This is a genomic window from Clostridium sp. L2-50 (assembly GCF_000154245.1).
Classification (GTDB): Bacteria; Bacillota; Clostridia; order Lachnospirales; family Lachnospiraceae; genus Coprococcus.
Genome location: NZ_DS480312.1, coordinates 428,108 through 443,911 on the forward strand (window position 1 = coordinate 428,108; position 15,804 = coordinate 443,911).

17 protein-coding genes and 1 pseudogene are annotated in these 15,804 nt (G+C 44.9%); all 18 read right to left on the reverse strand.

Features of this window, described 5'->3' with window-relative positions; genetic code table 11:
* Positions 1-6 precede the first annotated feature (6 nt).
* Positions 7-1,122 carry a hypothetical protein gene (locus CLOL250_RS02165; RefSeq protein ID WP_002593788.1) on the reverse strand — a complete coding sequence of 372 codons (1,116 nt, stop codon included), beginning with the start codon at positions 1,120-1,122 and terminating at the stop codon, positions 7-9.
* 15 nt (positions 1,123-1,137) lie between these two features.
* A complete protein-coding gene (locus CLOL250_RS02170; RefSeq protein ID WP_147366154.1) occupies positions 1,138-1,329 on the reverse strand; it encodes a hypothetical protein in 192 nt (63 codons plus the stop codon).
* 247 nt (positions 1,330-1,576) lie between these two features.
* Entirely contained in the window at positions 1,577-1,840 is a 264-nt protein-coding gene (locus tag CLOL250_RS02175) for a helix-turn-helix domain-containing protein (RefSeq protein ID WP_002593789.1), read from the reverse strand.
* Between the two features lie 15 nt (positions 1,841-1,855).
* On the reverse strand, positions 1,856-3,634 hold the full coding sequence (locus tag CLOL250_RS02180) for a VirD4-like conjugal transfer protein, CD1115 family (RefSeq protein WP_002593790.1): 1,779 nt from the start codon (positions 3,632-3,634) through the stop codon (positions 1,856-1,858).
* 54 nt (positions 3,635-3,688) lie between these two features.
* On the reverse strand, positions 3,689-4,627 hold the full coding sequence (locus tag CLOL250_RS02185) for a DUF3991 and toprim domain-containing protein (protein WP_002593791.1): 939 nt from the start codon (positions 4,625-4,627) through the stop codon (positions 3,689-3,691).
* A 14-nt stretch (positions 4,628-4,641) separates the two neighbouring features.
* On the reverse strand, positions 4,642-4,911 hold the full coding sequence (locus CLOL250_RS14300) for a hypothetical protein (protein ID WP_008400371.1): 270 nt from the start codon (positions 4,909-4,911) through the stop codon (positions 4,642-4,644).
* Positions 4,899-7,517: a MobP3 family relaxase gene (gene mobP3 / locus CLOL250_RS02190; RefSeq protein ID WP_008400373.1), complete on the reverse strand. Its 2,619-nt coding sequence runs from the start codon at positions 7,515-7,517 to the stop codon at positions 4,899-4,901. The genes CLOL250_RS14300 and mobP3 overlap by 13 nt, the downstream gene beginning before the upstream one ends.
* 110 nt (positions 7,518-7,627) lie before the next feature.
* On the reverse strand, positions 7,628-8,227 hold the full coding sequence (locus CLOL250_RS02195) for an alpha/beta hydrolase (protein ID WP_002593793.1): 600 nt from the start codon (positions 8,225-8,227) through the stop codon (positions 7,628-7,630).
* A gap of 24 nt (positions 8,228-8,251) precedes the next feature.
* Positions 8,252-8,572 (reverse strand): TfoX/Sxy family protein, encoded by a 321-nt coding sequence (locus CLOL250_RS02200; RefSeq protein ID WP_002593794.1) that lies wholly within the window; start codon positions 8,570-8,572, stop codon positions 8,252-8,254.
* Positions 8,573-8,615: 43 nt separating this feature from the next.
* Positions 8,616-9,032, reverse strand: coding sequence for a YjdF family protein (locus tag CLOL250_RS02205; RefSeq protein WP_002593795.1), 417 nt, complete (start codon positions 9,030-9,032; stop codon positions 8,616-8,618).
* Positions 9,033-9,227: 195 nt separating this feature from the next.
* Positions 9,228-9,647 carry a nuclear transport factor 2 family protein gene (locus tag CLOL250_RS02210; RefSeq protein ID WP_002593796.1) on the reverse strand — a complete coding sequence of 140 codons (420 nt, stop codon included), beginning with the start codon at positions 9,645-9,647 and terminating at the stop codon, positions 9,228-9,230.
* A 156-nt stretch (positions 9,648-9,803) separates the two neighbouring features.
* On the reverse strand, positions 9,804-10,217 hold the full coding sequence (locus CLOL250_RS02215) for a hypothetical protein (protein WP_002593797.1): 414 nt from the start codon (positions 10,215-10,217) through the stop codon (positions 9,804-9,806).
* A gap of 405 nt (positions 10,218-10,622) precedes the next feature.
* On the reverse strand, positions 10,623-10,886 hold the full coding sequence (locus tag CLOL250_RS02225; protein ID WP_002593798.1) for a DUF6103 family protein: 264 nt from the start codon (positions 10,884-10,886) through the stop codon (positions 10,623-10,625).
* A 69-nt stretch (positions 10,887-10,955) separates the two neighbouring features.
* Positions 10,956-11,234: a hypothetical protein gene (locus CLOL250_RS02230; RefSeq protein WP_002593799.1), complete on the reverse strand. Its 279-nt coding sequence runs from the start codon at positions 11,232-11,234 to the stop codon at positions 10,956-10,958.
* A gap of 113 nt (positions 11,235-11,347) precedes the next feature.
* Positions 11,348-11,734 (reverse strand): annotated as a pseudogene (locus CLOL250_RS14365) (C40 family peptidase); the annotation flags it as partial.
* A gap of 692 nt (positions 11,735-12,426) precedes the next feature.
* Complete coding sequence (locus CLOL250_RS02240) at positions 12,427-12,948, reverse strand: gamma-glutamylcyclotransferase family protein (protein WP_002593801.1); 522 nt, start codon at positions 12,946-12,948, stop codon at positions 12,427-12,429.
* Between the two features lie 14 nt (positions 12,949-12,962).
* Complete coding sequence (locus CLOL250_RS02245) at positions 12,963-14,006, reverse strand: amidoligase family protein (RefSeq protein ID WP_002593802.1); 1,044 nt, start codon at positions 14,004-14,006, stop codon at positions 12,963-12,965.
* Positions 14,007-14,021: 15 nt separating this feature from the next.
* Entirely contained in the window at positions 14,022-15,785 is a 1,764-nt protein-coding gene (locus tag CLOL250_RS02250) for a VirB4 family type IV secretion system protein (RefSeq protein ID WP_242828547.1), read from the reverse strand.
* Positions 15,786-15,804 lie beyond the last annotated feature (19 nt).

Sequence of the window (15,804 nt, forward strand, 5' to 3'; positions counted from 1 at the left end):
CTCCTCTCAGGTCTGCTGGTGCTGCATGGATACGATCTGGCAGTCCGAGCAGAACTCCACATAGAGCGTGCCCTCCGCACAATCAAACACCGTATCCCACTGGATCTGAGCCAGATACTTCATGGGTTTGCCGCAGTGGGGGCAGGTGGTATATTCCGCGTCCTGCACCCAGTTGGCAAAGCCGCCGATGGTGTTCACATCCTGGCAGGCCGCGCCGTAAAACAGGGGCACAGGCGCTTCGCCCAGCACAAAGGGATTTTCCGTGAGGGCCTTGTAGTCCTCGGAACTGACATAGCAATCCGTCTTCTCCGCCCCGTCAAAGAGTTCGGAGGGGAAGACCTCCACGCCGCCATCCAGGGTGAACCGGTTGAAGGCGGGGCCTTTGAGAAATCCCACACAGCTGGGGCAGCAGGTGGCGGTCAAGATGCCGTCCAGTCCCAGGAACCGGAGCCGCTCATCCCGGCCGTCCAATACCAGCATGTCCACCATGCGCCCGCCACAGTGGGGGCATGTGTCCTCCCTTGCCCGGCCAATGCGGACGGGAGATTTCTCATCGGTGGTTCCTTTGACCATAGGATAGCAAGTGTCGAAGTTGAGTTGGATTTTCTGGCCCTCCTTGTTGAAGGTCCAGCCTCCGATCTGCGCATAGCTGGATGGGTCCACATAGAGGCCCTTGCGCCAGGGCCGGGGATTTCGCTCCAGCTCCAGCAGCGTCTCCATTGCCTTGTCATCTCCCTGCATAGCAAGGCAACTCATCAGGTTGGAAGCCGCGCTGGAATATTCCGCAGACAACAGCGCATGGATCAGACCATCCCGCACATCGGCGGGAGCGTGATAATAGATTTCACACGGCCAGAACACCTCTGCGGCCAGTGCCACTCGCTGAATCTCCGGGGTGATGGCATCATGGTAGCCAAGCAACTGCCAAAAGTCGGTGAACTCCGGGTCCTCCATATCAGCCAGCCTCTGGATGTTCTGGATCAGGTTTTTCTGTTTCTTCGTGATTTGTTCCGGCGTCCAGGCAAGAGCAGCTTGCCGTTCTTGCTCGCACTTACATTTCCAACACAATCCCTCATAACCCAAGGGGGTTCCACAGCTGGGGCAGGTATATTTCAGACTCATGTTCTCATACTCCTTTCAGGCAATAAAAAAGCCCCACGCCGCACTGTCATAAAGACAGGCTGACGCAGGACATGAAGAAGCCGCGTTGAAGGAGCCGCATCCACCAGCAGATGTAGTTTCTTCAACAACCAAAATATTTTTTTCGTATCTTAAAGCAGCAAATTGCTGTCCAATATATTGATTCATCGCAACACCCTTTTTATTCACATAGCATTGTCTTTTATTATACCACATATTGTTTTATTCGGGAATATTTTTCTTACCCTAAGTTGTTTTATATTCACCAAAAATTGATACGCATTAACCTCACACTCACCTTCTTTTTTTATAGATAACTGTCTAATTTTTTCTCTGATTATTATATTTCTTCAAGTGATACCTTCTCTTCATATGTCATATTGCCATATCCCATATGCCACCAAGAAAACAAACTGATCCCTTGGTGGCGTATCTTTTAGCTGCTGTCTATCAGCGTATACAAAAGACTGCTTTTTCCTCCGTTTTCACGCCACCTCTGTTCCTTTTTTATAAGCCCAGCCTTTACCAGATCCTGAATCGCCCGCTCTACAGTTCTCCGTGATAGGTTTAATTCCTTTGCGATAGTACCAATCGCAGGATAGCATTGTCCGTCTGTATTACTCCGGTCTTTCAAATACATATACACAGCTTTAGCCCGATGAGGCAGATCTGAAGAATAAATTTTAGAAAAATAAGCCATCTGTTCTCCTCTCTGCTAATCAGTTCTAAGAGGTAGTCTTCGAGTAGCTGCCTTATGCTGTTTTTCCTTCGCTGTCTCTCCATGAGCCTTTCCCCCTAAAAAAGAAGCCTCCTCCAACTTTCCGCTTTCAACAGATCCCCTCCATAAGTCTTCCTCATCAAAATCAGACCGCCTTACTATTTCCTCCTCCAATTCCAATCGGTCAGCATATACAACCTCTCTTGCTGCCTGTTCCGGGACTTCATAAACCTCCTCAAACCGGATACCCCATTTTAAAAACAAAGGAAGTCTTGTCTTCATAGGGCATACCCCTGTCTTAGCAAGAATGAAATTCCCTTTTGGCAAGGTCTTTAACTCCTCCGGCGCCATTAATGGTCTGCTCATCATTTGCAGGCTCTGGCTGGGGTCATTTTTTCCTCTGGATATAGAACCAGACAACACCGTTCTGTTTCCCAATGCTTTTGATAAGATTTCTGCGCTCTCTGAGTTTGGTGCAAAACCTCCAAACAAAATATCCTGGCAGTTATCGATGATAATACTGGAACCTTCTTTTCCATAATTCTTTTCCAACTGCGCAAAGCTTTGAATGATAGGAACCATGCTGATCCGTCTTGAACGGCCTGCGGAAAACATCATCTCCATGGATTCAATTTTTGGTATGGTTCCGATTTCATCTGCAAACATCATGACTCTGTTGGGCAGCTTTCCTCCATGTTCATCTGCAATCGTCAACATTTCCCGGTAAAGCTGTTGTAAAAACAGGGATACCATAAAATACTTCGTGTTATCTTCTTCCGGCAGCACAATAAAAATTGCTGACTTTTCCCTACAGAATGTTTCCGTGTCCAAAGTACTCTCAAAGCACAGGATCTGTTCCATCTCAGAATCCAGAAACGCATTCAATCTGGACATTGTTGTGGATAGCACAGAGGCCATTGCCTGATCCGCAGAATTTAAAGCTGCTCCTGCAAACCACTTCGCCTTGTGAGTAGGTGGCAGCTTATCCATAAGTAACTGGAACAGGCTCCGGTTCTTCACGGGGGATGGCGCCAGAAGATCCTGAATCAGCTTGAACACAGAAATGATATGGCGTTTCTCTGGCGGGCAATACTCTGCAATCAACAGAATCACAGAAGTCAGCAAACCTTCTGCTGCATCATAGAAAAAAGCATTTTGTCCATAACTGCTGGCAGAAGCCCCTTCAGAGCAGATAATTGTTTTAGCTGTAATTTTCGCATACTTCTCTGCTCTTGCCTTTGCTGCCAGATTTTCAGGATTCTTTAAATACTCATCCATGTATTTATTAACCAGCGTCAGGATATTGTTGCCATCAGAACGGGTGGGATTTCGTAAATCCAGAATGGAAATCCGATAGCCATAATATTCCTTGGCTATACCTGCATAATTACGAAACAGATCGCCCTTCGTGTCTGTGGTGAGGAAACTCATTCCTGAAGCACAGGCATATTCGATATTGGGGTATAAGAAGTTTGCGGTCTTACCCACTCCTGCTGCCCCGATCATGAGACAGTGAATATCTCCACTGTCTACCAGTGCTGAAATGGAATTTCCTTTCTTTTTGCATCCAACTACCAGCCCCTGCTCTTTTGGTAGATGCTTTCCTGCTCTCCATTGTTCCGGTTCATATGGTACATGTGCATACGTTTCCCGTATTTCCTTTTCCGTTGCAAACCGTGCAGTTCCATACTGCCCGTCTCCTACCGTTCTCGATTTAATTCCGTTTAAGGTATAATGATTTGATATCATTACCAGACTGCCGATTACAGCGAACATCCCCAAACCTATACAAATAAATATAATGACTCCCTGTATCCTACTCCCCTCCTCTCACATCATCTGTATAACTGTCTGCTGTCTATTCATATATTCCGGCGGTGGCTTCTTCAGTTCTTGAAGATCCTCATTCCAATCCTTAAGATTTGAAAAAAGCGAGAATACCATATGGTATCCCCGCTCAGACAGGTTTTTCTTTATCCGTTCCCTTGCCTGGATTCCCGCCTTATCATGATCCAGACATAAAGCAATTTGGGAGATGTGCGGTGCATCATTCAAAAGCTGCATCAACGCATGTTCTGCCACCCCACAGAGTGCCACATAACTATGATCCATCCACCCCTTTTGATACATGGAAATAAAAGACAGCATATCAATCGGTGCCTCAAATACATACACGGTATTACTCTTCCCAATCCAACGAAAACTGTACCTTGGATCACATCCTTCTACATTCCCCTTAAATGGTTGTCCCTTCTGACAGGTTCCCCTTTTATGTGCATGGCGTGGAATTCCATCTGAATCAAAACCCACAAACACAACATTATGATATTTGACATCTTCATAAATCATGTGTTTTCCTGCAAATACAGATACTACTTTAGGATCCACACACCTTGTCTTTATCAGATACGCAAAAGCACGGTGCATGGTCTGGTTCGCCTCTGGAAGTACGAATGGCTTTTTCGGTTCTAGTTGCTGATTCACGCTTTCCCGGTATGCAACTCCCTGTTCTCCGCCAAGCAGCATTGTAACTGCGTCCGGAAAGCTCTGGTTATAAAACATCCGCACAAAGTCAATGGCACAGCCTCCCTTTTCTGTCGCGTGATCATACCATCGATTTCCCCTCACTGTAATACTGTGATCACTGGCCAGGCGCTTTTCTCTTCCAGAACGAAGCAGCTTTTCCCCCTGCCTGGAAAGAAAATCTTCCAGATCCACCGCATTGGCCCTCTGTTTCTGTTCTTCCGTAAAATAAACAAATTCTCCCATGCCATCCTCCTTCGTCAATAAATACCTTGTGCCGGCTCCTGATCCTCCCTATGATGTCCTTGAGCCTGCTTTTTCTCTAACAGTTTCCTGCGTCGTTTCCGGTCAATCTGATACCGCTTCATTTCCATTGGTCTCTGTACTTCTTCGCAAAACAGCTTTTCCAGATGATGAAGCAGTCTGGTTGCTGCCAGAAACAAGGATGGATCCTGATATGCATCCAGATGTTCCAGTAAAAAACTGGCATACAGATTTCCTTGTTCTGCCGATGCTGTCAGATATTCCACTGCCTTTTCCCGATCACGGGAAACATCTCTGCCACAGAGATATAACTTCCCAATACATACTGGGCATACTGGTTTCCTTTTTCCGCACATAGTCCTAGGTAATGTACTGCTGTTTCCACATTTTTCGTTACATGTTCTCCTGAAAGATATAACTTCCCTAACTGATAAAAGGCCCATTCATTTTTCTGCTCCGCTGCCTGTTGAAGCCATTTCATTGCCACTTCCACTTGAGGAGAATACTCTTCCCCCTTGAGATATAGCATTCCAAGCCGATACTGCGCATACGGATTTCCTTTTTCCGCTGACAGGCTGAGCCACTTCACAGCCGCTTCCACATCCTTCGGTATTTCCTCCCCCAAAAGCAACAAACATCCCATCCGATATGCAGCATATTCATTTCCAAGTTCCGCTGCAGAGCGGAACCATTTCATGGCCTGATCCATATCTTTATTAAAATACACACCATCCTGGTATAATTTCCCCAACACATACTGGGCAGCTGAGTGCTCTGCATTTGCTGCTTTTGTAAGCCATTCCACTGCCTGGCCGCTGTCTCCACTTCCCGTTTCCAGCCAGAGTGTTCCAAGTGCATACTGAGCATTGATATTCCCCAGCTTTGCAGACTTTTCCCAATACCTGGCCGCCCCCTCATCATCTTTGCTGGTTCCCGTTCCAGTATGAAGCATCTGACCAATCCGGTACTGGAGTTTATCATCATGACTTTTTTCTTCCAGAACCACAAAACCGGAATACGCATTCTGAAATCTCCACTCTGCCTGCTGTAAATCCGGCTCTGTACCCAAACCATCCCTATACATCTTCGCCAGTTCCAGGCTGGCATAAGGATTTCCCTGCTCTGCTGAACTCATATATAGAGAAAACGCCCGTATATCATTTTGCTCCACCCCCCGGCCCCGCCGGTAAAGCCCAGCCAGCGAATACTGGGCATACTTATGATCCATTGCAGCCGCCTGAGAAAACCAGTGTGCCGCCTTTTCATAATTTTGTTCTGCTCCCAAACCAGAAGCATACATTTTCCCAATACGATATTGCAGATAGGGTTTCTCCTTTTTCTTTACGGATTCTTCTCTTACAAGAAATGCTTCCAATGCTTTCTCATACCATTTCTGTGCCAGCCCAACATCCGCATCCCGTCCCAAGCCATCCGCAAACATCCGGCCAAGGTCGTGCATGGCAAACCCATTCCCCTGCTCTGCTTCCTGAAGGAACTTCTGATATGCCTTTTCAAAATCCTGTAATGTAGAATCGCTGCCATACAAATAATTCCTAGCCTGTATATATCCATCTGTCCACCAGTTGGAACTGGATTTTTCTTTTCTGCCATTAGGAAAAAGCTCTTGCTTGAGTTCCTCCTCCGCATAGTCCGAATCTAGTTCCCCTGTCAGCTCTGCTACCGGATTTGGTTCTTGTATAAAAAAATCGTCCTTTGGTTCTGAGTATCCATCTTCATTCTCTTCAAACAAAAAATGATGACTGCCAAGCCTCAATGCTTCTGCAATCACCATATTTTTGATACTTTTTAATTTAGGCTGTTTTGATAAAGGCGGTAATTCTTCCGTCTGTTTTCGGTAGGTCTTCACAATCTCATCCTGCCATAGCCCCCATTCCCGGTACAGGGCAGACACCCGGTCATCTTTCTCCAACTCGTCTACGATGTGATCGACCAGATCCTTCACATCTCTCTTCAGGTAGCCATAAACCTTTTTCCCACCTGTATTCTGCAGCCGTTTAGAAAGCTGCATCATACTGGTTTCAATTTCCGAACTCTTAAGCGTCCCCGCCCGTATTTCATCTATCCATGTCTTCATTACAACTTCCGACCGTTCCTTTAAATCCATACGAGACTGCGCCTGTTCCTCATAAATATTTGCAAAATCCTGACGGAAAATATCATGCGCCAGCTCAGAACGCATGGCCTCAATCGACTGCTTTGTCAGATACCCTTCTCCATCTTTTACTGAGTACACCAATAGATGAACATGGGGATGATGGCTTTCATTATGAAATGCAGCGTACCATTTCAGATTGGCGCTGTCAATTTTCATATGCTTACACAGCATTGCCCGTTTGGAACGCAGCAATGCCATCCACTGAACAGCACTGTCATACCCTAACCGGGCTGCATCCTCGCGCCGAAGGGAAATCACATGGGTCCACACAATTCCCTTGTGATCTGCCACTTGATTCTGCACCTGTCCAAGAACCACCGGTTCTCCCTCATCTGTAAACAGACCATGCTCACCAATCTTTTCTACACGGGGACGATGCGCCAGATAATCCACATAATTTTTTCGCGTCGCTGCTATATCAAGATTTTGTTCCAATGCACAGAAAATAAATTCCGAGGCATTTTCGATTGTTGGTTTTCTTTGATAATCTTCATACTCCAGCATTTCTTTTGTCGCCGGAAAATCCTGCAGGAGCTGATGCACTAACTTCTTTTGACTCACCGTTGCTGGGAGGTGCTTTTTACTTGTATCAATTTTCTCTACCCCTTTCCGCGTTCCAATGTAATGGACATAATTTTCTTTCTGAGATGGTTTTGCATCTTTTAAATATCGGGAAGTAAAAATAAGTTTTGTCATGTTACTCCTTTTTAGAAAGCAAAAAGGAACCTATGGCTTATCACACACCATGGCTCCTTTTACTTTTTATCACATCTTCTTCCGTTACATAGTTTCAATATTTGAACATATCATGTACATTGCTTGATCCAGTCAGAAAGAAAGTCCATCTGCTCTTTCGTATGAAACCAGTGCTCCCCGTTTTCCATAACTGTAAGTGTTGCTCCGATTCTATCTGCAAACTCAGCTATTGTTTCATACGATGTCAGGTTATCCTTTTCTCCATACAGAATGTGCGTTGGAACAGTCCAGGTAACAGGATGCTCCCTCACATAACAAAGATAAGCCCAGGAAAGTGTTTCCCCAAAGGATGTCGGGATTTCTTTCTGTTTCTGCAAGTCATCTTCGGTCACATTCGCCCACTGCATCATATTCCGAATCAATCTTTCCATGTCTACAACCGGAGAAATAAAGTATGCCTTCTCTATTTTGCTGTCTGCCAAAGCACTCATAGCAAAGAAAGCACCAATGCTGTTCGCAATCACTGTTACCGTTTCATATGTTCCGCATAGGTTATCAAACAATCTGGGGAACTCTTTTTTCGCTTCCCAAGGTGACTGTGAGGAATAGTCAAAACCAATTACATCATATTCTTCAAAGAGCGCTTTATAATACTCTGCCTCTTTCGGATTTCCACCTTTACCATGTATATACAAAATTGCCTTGTCCATTTATTTGTTTTCCCTTCGCAATACCTATTTTTTCTTTTTGGGTTTGGGCAGCGGCAGTTCATCATACATCGCGTGGAACAGTCCTGTCAAAAATTCTTTCTGATCAACCTCCTCTACCAGCAGCATCTCTTTTGCTCCCTCATAAGGTACTTCATATACCGGATCTGTCATATAGGCAATTGCTGACTTTGTGGGTTTTACAAGCAGTCTGTCATCATAAATGCCTCCTACAATCTTGCCACGATAATAAATAATAAACTCTCCCATCATCGTCCGATATGTAATTTCATCCAACTCGGACAGCTGCTCTAAAACAAATTGTAAATAATTTTTACTTGATGCCATCGTTTACCTCAAACCAAATTTTGTGTAAGAATACATTACATTCTTAATGCCCTCGATGTTTCTCTTTTTTCTTTTTTTGTTTTAAATCAAACATTTTTTTCTCTTCTGCCAATTTGTCTTCCCGGCTTTTAGACTTACGCTGCTGTTTCCTTTGTTCCTGCTGCAGCTTTAGTGCTTGCTGAGATTTTGTTCCAACGCCCCTATCCAACATTTGTTTATGAATTTCACGCTGGAGCTTCTTTGGGTTTTTTGTTAGTTCCTTTGCAGTAACCTCCACAGATGGACTAAATTGCAAACGATCATATTCCTTTAGCACAAACTCCCAAATCTCATAGTCCTTTGGTTCAGTTCCAAATGTTACTTTGGAAACGGAAAGTTTCCCATTTTCAACTCTCTCAAAAATACCTACCCAAAATGGTTCCTCAAAAAACACTGTCAGCTTGCCTGTCCTTATACTCATGGCAATCCCTCCTTAATGATTGAAATGAGCAAAGAATGGACAACCCGGAGGGGCAGGTTACTTACCCTAATATGCAGGACGGCCGGGCTACCTACCGGCTCTGGTATGCATCACTGCATACGTTGCGTTTTTATCTTTACTTTTATAATCAAGCCTCCTCGGCCAGATTAACACATATAATTTTTCTGTTTCTGATTAAAACCAACTAGTCTTTTCATCTCTAAATTTAGGCGTATCACTATCCTCATAAGGATTATAATTGTTTAAGTTACATCCAAACTCCTTTAATGATTTTATTTTATTATCTGCTGTCCATACAATCAAGGACATTCCGTCAAATTCCTCTATATTCCCATTATTCATTTCATTTTTAAAATACCACTCTACAACCGTCTGGTTATCTTTATGAAAGAACTGCTTGATCTTCCACTCCATCACCTTGCCACGTGTATTCCATTCATTAAACCAATGTTTTACAACTTGACGGTTATTATATTTTGGACTCCAGCTTTCAGTATAAATCACGTCTTCCGCAAAAATGTCATCCATACCAAGATCCTGTTGTGTAAGCCACATTTTGAACCATAGTTGAATGATTTGTTCTCTCTCATTCAAAATTCTACACCTCGATTCATTTCTTAGTATATTATAATCGATGAGTTATTGCATCGTAAAGGACAAATCTATTTTTTATCTCTTCTGAAAATTCATCACACAACTAGAGGGAAGTACAAATAAATTCTCTTTCCATCGTTTCCTTTCCAACAATATCTACACATCCCGCTTTTGATAATGATACGCATCTTCAAACTTCACAGTTCCATTGATCCGTCTCACTTCATCAACACATTTTACGTGCAGCCTGTTTAAAGATTCTTCATCCACATCATGGGTGTAGGCAATTACCTGTGAGAGCTTGGACAATTCCACTGCTATCTTAAAGTCCATCCTGGCCAGACGGTTCTCACTATCCTGAACGGTTCCCGTAAGCACAGAAGCCAGTGACTGCAAAAAATAATTTTCTGCTTTTCCTGCAAGAAGATACCCCATATAGAATTTAAGTGCTTCTGCTACAAATTCGTTTCTGGAACGCACATTGGCAGTCTCCAACAACCCGTCTGCCTGTTCTAATATAGCTTTTTCAATATAAATCCCAACACGGACTTTCGCATTTTCGCTCCCCATCGTTCCCTCCTTACCAGGTATTCACAAAATCTCTCTCATTTCCTCCAAAATCCTGCCACTTTCAAAAATCCAGCACCATTCTTTCGACCGCCTTTTCCAAAAGTATTCAAACCAGATTTCCCGAACGGCTTTGCCGGTCGGTGTTTTCCAGGGGTAGGCTGCCAAAAGCAGCATACCCCCTTTAACCTGCACACGTTTCGACCCTGCCAACCACTCAGGAATCCCATATCCCCCGTGTTCTTGCTGTTTCCATAACCTTCTCTCACATTTGCCCAACACCGCTTAAAATCCTCGTATGGGTACCACGATGCCACCTAGCTGTCCAAAGCCCGACACAGGGGCACACAGGGGGCTACACGGGGATGTCATGGATGACTGGGGATTCCGTTTTCTTTATTCTGGTTATCATACGATTTCTGATTCTTCCAGCTGGGACTCCTCCCGTCTTACAGTCCGATCAGCTCTACGGGTACGTTCTCTGGTGGATATTTCTCTTGCCACCTTGTCATCAATATATTCACGGGTAGCCTGCGGGACATATTTTTCATACAGTTTCTGTACTGTATCATTTAATTCCCCCTGAAGATCGGTGTCCCTTTTTTCCATGTGGAACTTTAACGCATCCAATTTTTCTGTGTTAAAACTGACATTGATCGTAGTATTTCTCATTTCAAATCTCCTTTTTCTTTCAGAAAGCAAATCAGGCGGCTGCTCACACAGCCGCCCGATCTCGTTTCATCAGGTTCTTAAATAATGGATTAGTTCAATGGCATCTGCAAGACCCGCCTTATAATACCTCAAACGCTCCTGTTCCGGTATATCCATTTTAGCCATAAGCTGGTCATCCAACCATTGCCGGTCATCCTCTGAAAGGCTATTGAGAATTCGATCCATGCGGAGGACATGTTCCTTGGTCTCTGTGCAATAAGCGGGAACCTTGTCCTCTTCACTTTTTCTCTTCAGCTCCAGAACTCGTTCTTCGATTACCTGATTTAACTGATCCATAATCTCATCCATCGGTTACTTCCCTCCTTTCAGCCACACACAATACCGAACTTTTTTCTAAAAGTCGATATCACATATCCATAAACTGTCCAGGCAAATCTGCACAAATTTCATTTTTAGCTGCCTCATTCCGGAATAGTTGCCAGCCTTCCAAAAGCATACAGATGGCTGTTCCAGTAAGGAGAAGTAAGGTCCGCATAGCCAATAGGCGAACCACAATGCAGCATCCTAGAGCCTCCAACATAAATCCCCACATGGCTGACCGCCCCTGCAGATGCATAAGTTCCCGTAAAAAACACCAGATCTCCGGGTCTAGCTTCCTCTCTTGACACAATCGCACACTGGTCATAAATCCCCTGAGCTGTTGTTCGGGAAAGGTGATACACCCCGGATCTCGTGTAGACCCAACAGATATATCCACTGCAGTCGAAACTGGTGTCTGGAGAACTACCGCCCCATACATAGGGATAACCAATATAACGGGTTGCCTCTGCCATCAGCGCGGAAAAACTCCCATCTCCCATAGCCTGTCCGGGAGGAAGACCATTTCCACCTGGTACACTCACACCGTATTTTGCCAGCATATAGATGCGCTGTACATTCGTTTTATCTTCCAGAGAAACCTCCTGGTTTAATTCTGCAGCAAGATTTCCGTAGACCATATTCAGGCTTTGGATTGGAATTGCAACTGTATAGGTTTCTCCCTCTTCATCCTCCCTCTCCTCATACTCTACAAAACAATCTGCGAATGCCCGATAGTCCCCCTCATCCATCCGAGGGTACTCCTTACCAAAAAACAGGGCATAAAAAATCGCTTTTACCTGGTAGGGATCTACTTCTTCGGCTTCTGCCATACCATTAATTTCATTTAACACCCCATCCAGTTTTTCAAAACTGTCCTGCATATTTTCGATGTACATCCGATACTCTGCTGGCACCTTTGAGGACAAATACCCTCCATGAAAGGACAGCTGGACAGCAGAAATGTTATGGTCTACAGTCCCAGAAAGCGTGCACATAATCATGGTGGCAATTAAAATAACAGGGGTTACTAATGCTGCAATAACAGAAAAAACCACAGTCCGCCCATTCCGGTCAGATAGGGTAAGCGCTACCAGTTTTGCTGTCACAGCGGCAGCTGAGACGGCCATAAAATCACTCCTTCCACACTTTTTATCGAGATATTCATCTGACGCATCAGGATTTATTTCATTCCATCATAGCCCCCCATATGAAACAGGCTCTGCTGATAGAAGTCTCCCTCTCTTTCCTGTTTCTGTACAAGCTGATAAGCATGTTCGATTGCGTCCTCCAGAAACTGGGTTTCAAACCCTGCCGTTTCGTACCCTTGCCAGATTACATTGGAATAATAGTCAGAGGGAATTCCAAATGAATGCCCTGGTGTCATCACATAAACCATGGCCGGAACAATTTTTCCATCCAGTTCAATCTCCAGCATCTGCTTATCATAGAAATTCGGATACCCTTCATAAAGATCCAGCGATGCCTCGTCTTTCTTCTGAATCTCCCAGACCAGTATCGGCACAGTACTCCCTGCTTTAGGTTCTACGGTTGCCACAGCCCCCCTGCGGCCTCCCCGAAATAACAGTTCGTAATCCTTTAATTCACTCTTTCCTACTACCTTCGCAGTCGGACAACGAAATGCCATCTGCTCCAGATTCAGATTGCTCCCATAGGCAATATAAAGTCTTTGTTTTCCTTTCAATTTGCTTCCTCCTGTCACATTCGCATACAAAAAGCCGGGGATTCCTGTGCTTCCCCAGCTGATTCTAATTCCTCAATTGGATGAATGGTTTCCTGTCTCTGGATCCGTTCTGCCAATTCCTTCTCCCGCTTCTGTCGCATTCTTTCCTTTTGTGCTTCCGCCTGAGCCGGATCCTTCCAGGCAATACAGCCCGGCAGATTTGCCAGCAGATGTTGACGAGCTGTGGCGAATTCTTCCCCATTTAATCCTAGCCGTAAAAGCCAAGTGCGGAATGTATACTTCTCATTGCTGGTCTGAGTTTTTCTTCTGCTGGCGCAGGACTGATTCAGCGCTTGGGCGCCAATCGCCAGACAAAACTGGATATAGGCCTTAATCTTGCCTGCATGAAGCGTCCCATTGAACAGACGAAATTCCACTGTTCCTTTCTGAAAAACAGAATGAAGGTTCAGACAATGATAGCGGCTATCATCATAATGCTGGTCTCTGCGGCTCTCCCCGTTATACCAGATCCGTTCCACTGCCTCCATACTCTTTGGTTTTCTTCTGTTTAATTCTTCCAAAAATCGTGTGTCTACTGGCTGACACCACCGATGCTGTCGATCCACGGACACCCCCAGAGCTTTATAGATCAGATCTTCCTTGGCTGCCATGATATTAGTGATATTACGAAGGGTTCTGGCATCAAACGGTTCCGCATTGATATGCACATGGATACCGCAGCTTCCATTCGTCAGTGCCCCATGCTCTTTCAGCTTCCGGATGATCTCCTGAATCGTCACAATATCCTCATAGCGACAGATGGGACTTACCATCTCCGTCTGATATTCTCTCCCTGCATTGATCTTTCTCCCATTCGATTTTTTCTGCGCTGTTATACTCCCATCACTCATAAACTTCCACTGCCGCCCCTCCGTGTCAATGGCTGCATAGGTATCGTAATAGGTTCCCAGATATTTGACTCTAGTTCCAAAATACTCTGCCGTTACCTCAGCCGCTTTCGCACGGGTAATGCCGGTCATCTCAATCTCAATGCCAAATTTCTGCTCCTTTAACTCCATTCATAGTCTCCCCTTTTAGCGTCCTCCTGCCTTTCCGAACAGTCTGGCTTTGTGTTCCGGGGCATTTACCATTAAGTTATATCGCTCATTTCCACATTTATACAGGCAGACTCCCCGTTGTGGATACCGGATCAGGTTATACTCACTATCCTCCAGCTGCAGGGTATCCGTATAAAACTTGGCATCAATGCTCCCCGCATTGAACAGAAACTGATGCGTCGGGATGGAAAACAGCGGCTTGGTATACTCCCTCACGCCATCCAGATTAAAATCCTCTAGGTTCTGGCTGGCTATGATAACTGCAGAATCTTTTTTTCGCACACGCTTCATAAAATTTCTAACATACTCTACTGCAGTCAGGTTGGAAAGGAACAGATAAAACTCATCCAGACTGGCTGCCGTATTGCCTTGTGTCAAAAGAACATCGCTCATAAACGAAAGCACATTAAAAAGCAATGCATTTTTAAGGCTCCTGCTGGCCTGTAACAGTCCTTTTACCCCAAAGGTAATGAAGCCATCATCGGTGATATTGGTATGTCCATTAAAGAACTTGCTCTCAGCTCCCACACACATAGAATTCAGCCCAAGAAGAATACTCTGAATCATTTCTGCTGTATAAAGCTGTCTTCTGTTTTCGTCAAATCCCTGATATTCTTCCTCAATGAACGCATAAAGATCGGAGAGAACTGGGTAATCCTCCGCAGCCAGGCATTCAAAATCACTTTCGTCTGTAATCCCCCATCTGGTATATAACTTCTGCAGCATGATCTCAATCACATCGATTTCCCTGTCGGAAAAATCCTTGTAGCTTCGGAAAAAGTCCTTTAAGAAACTGATATGCTGGGATAATCTGGACCGGATGCGAAAGGTCTGAGGTGCATCCAGATCCTCCGGGCTTCCCGCTTCGTCCCAGGTTTTCGGTTCCAGAGGGTTGATAATGAACTCCCCACTCATTAAGTCGATAAAACACCCTCCCAGATTATTGGTCAGATCTTCATACTCCATTTCCGGATCCAGAGCGCAGATATGCATTCCGGACTCCCTTAAATTCGTCAGCAGCAATTTAAGCAGATAGCTTTTTCCCTGTCCGCTGTTTCCCAGAATCAGGATATTGGCATTCGTCTTATCATCTGCTCTCCGGTTAAAATCCACCAGTACATTACTCCCAAATTTATCTCTCCCAATATAGAACCCATGAGGATCCGTCTTTCCTGAATAGTTAAAGGGATACAGATTCGCCACACTGCTGGCCGGAAGCACTCTCTCAAACTGATCCTTAAACAGGTTATAACCGCTTGGCATTACACACCGGAACCCCTGTTGTTGACGGAGGATCAGTCGGTCTACATTCAATTTTGACCGGATCAGTTCCGTTAGTACTTCTGTTTGAAGAAGCTTCAAATGCTCCAGATCATGGGCACACAACTCCAGATATACTGCCGTATGGAGGAGGGGTTCTCGGTTACGGTGCATCTGGGCTACGATGGTAGTTACATCCTGTAAATTACTTTCAGCCAAAACAGTCTGCTGTAAATCACTGGTATTGCTCCGATCCATCCGGTTTTTGTTGGCTGCATTACTGATGATCTTCCGCTCCTCAACGGGTGTCACATGACGGGTATAGATCCGCAAGGTTACACCATCTTTCTCCCCTAAATGTGAAAGAATTGCCTGCTCTTCCGTAGCAGTCGGGTACTCCCGCAGTGCCCAGACACAACGATAGGTGTTACCGCAAATAAAATGATCTGTTTCAAATTTAATGACAGACGGGGCAATCATATCCAGAAATTCCTGGATA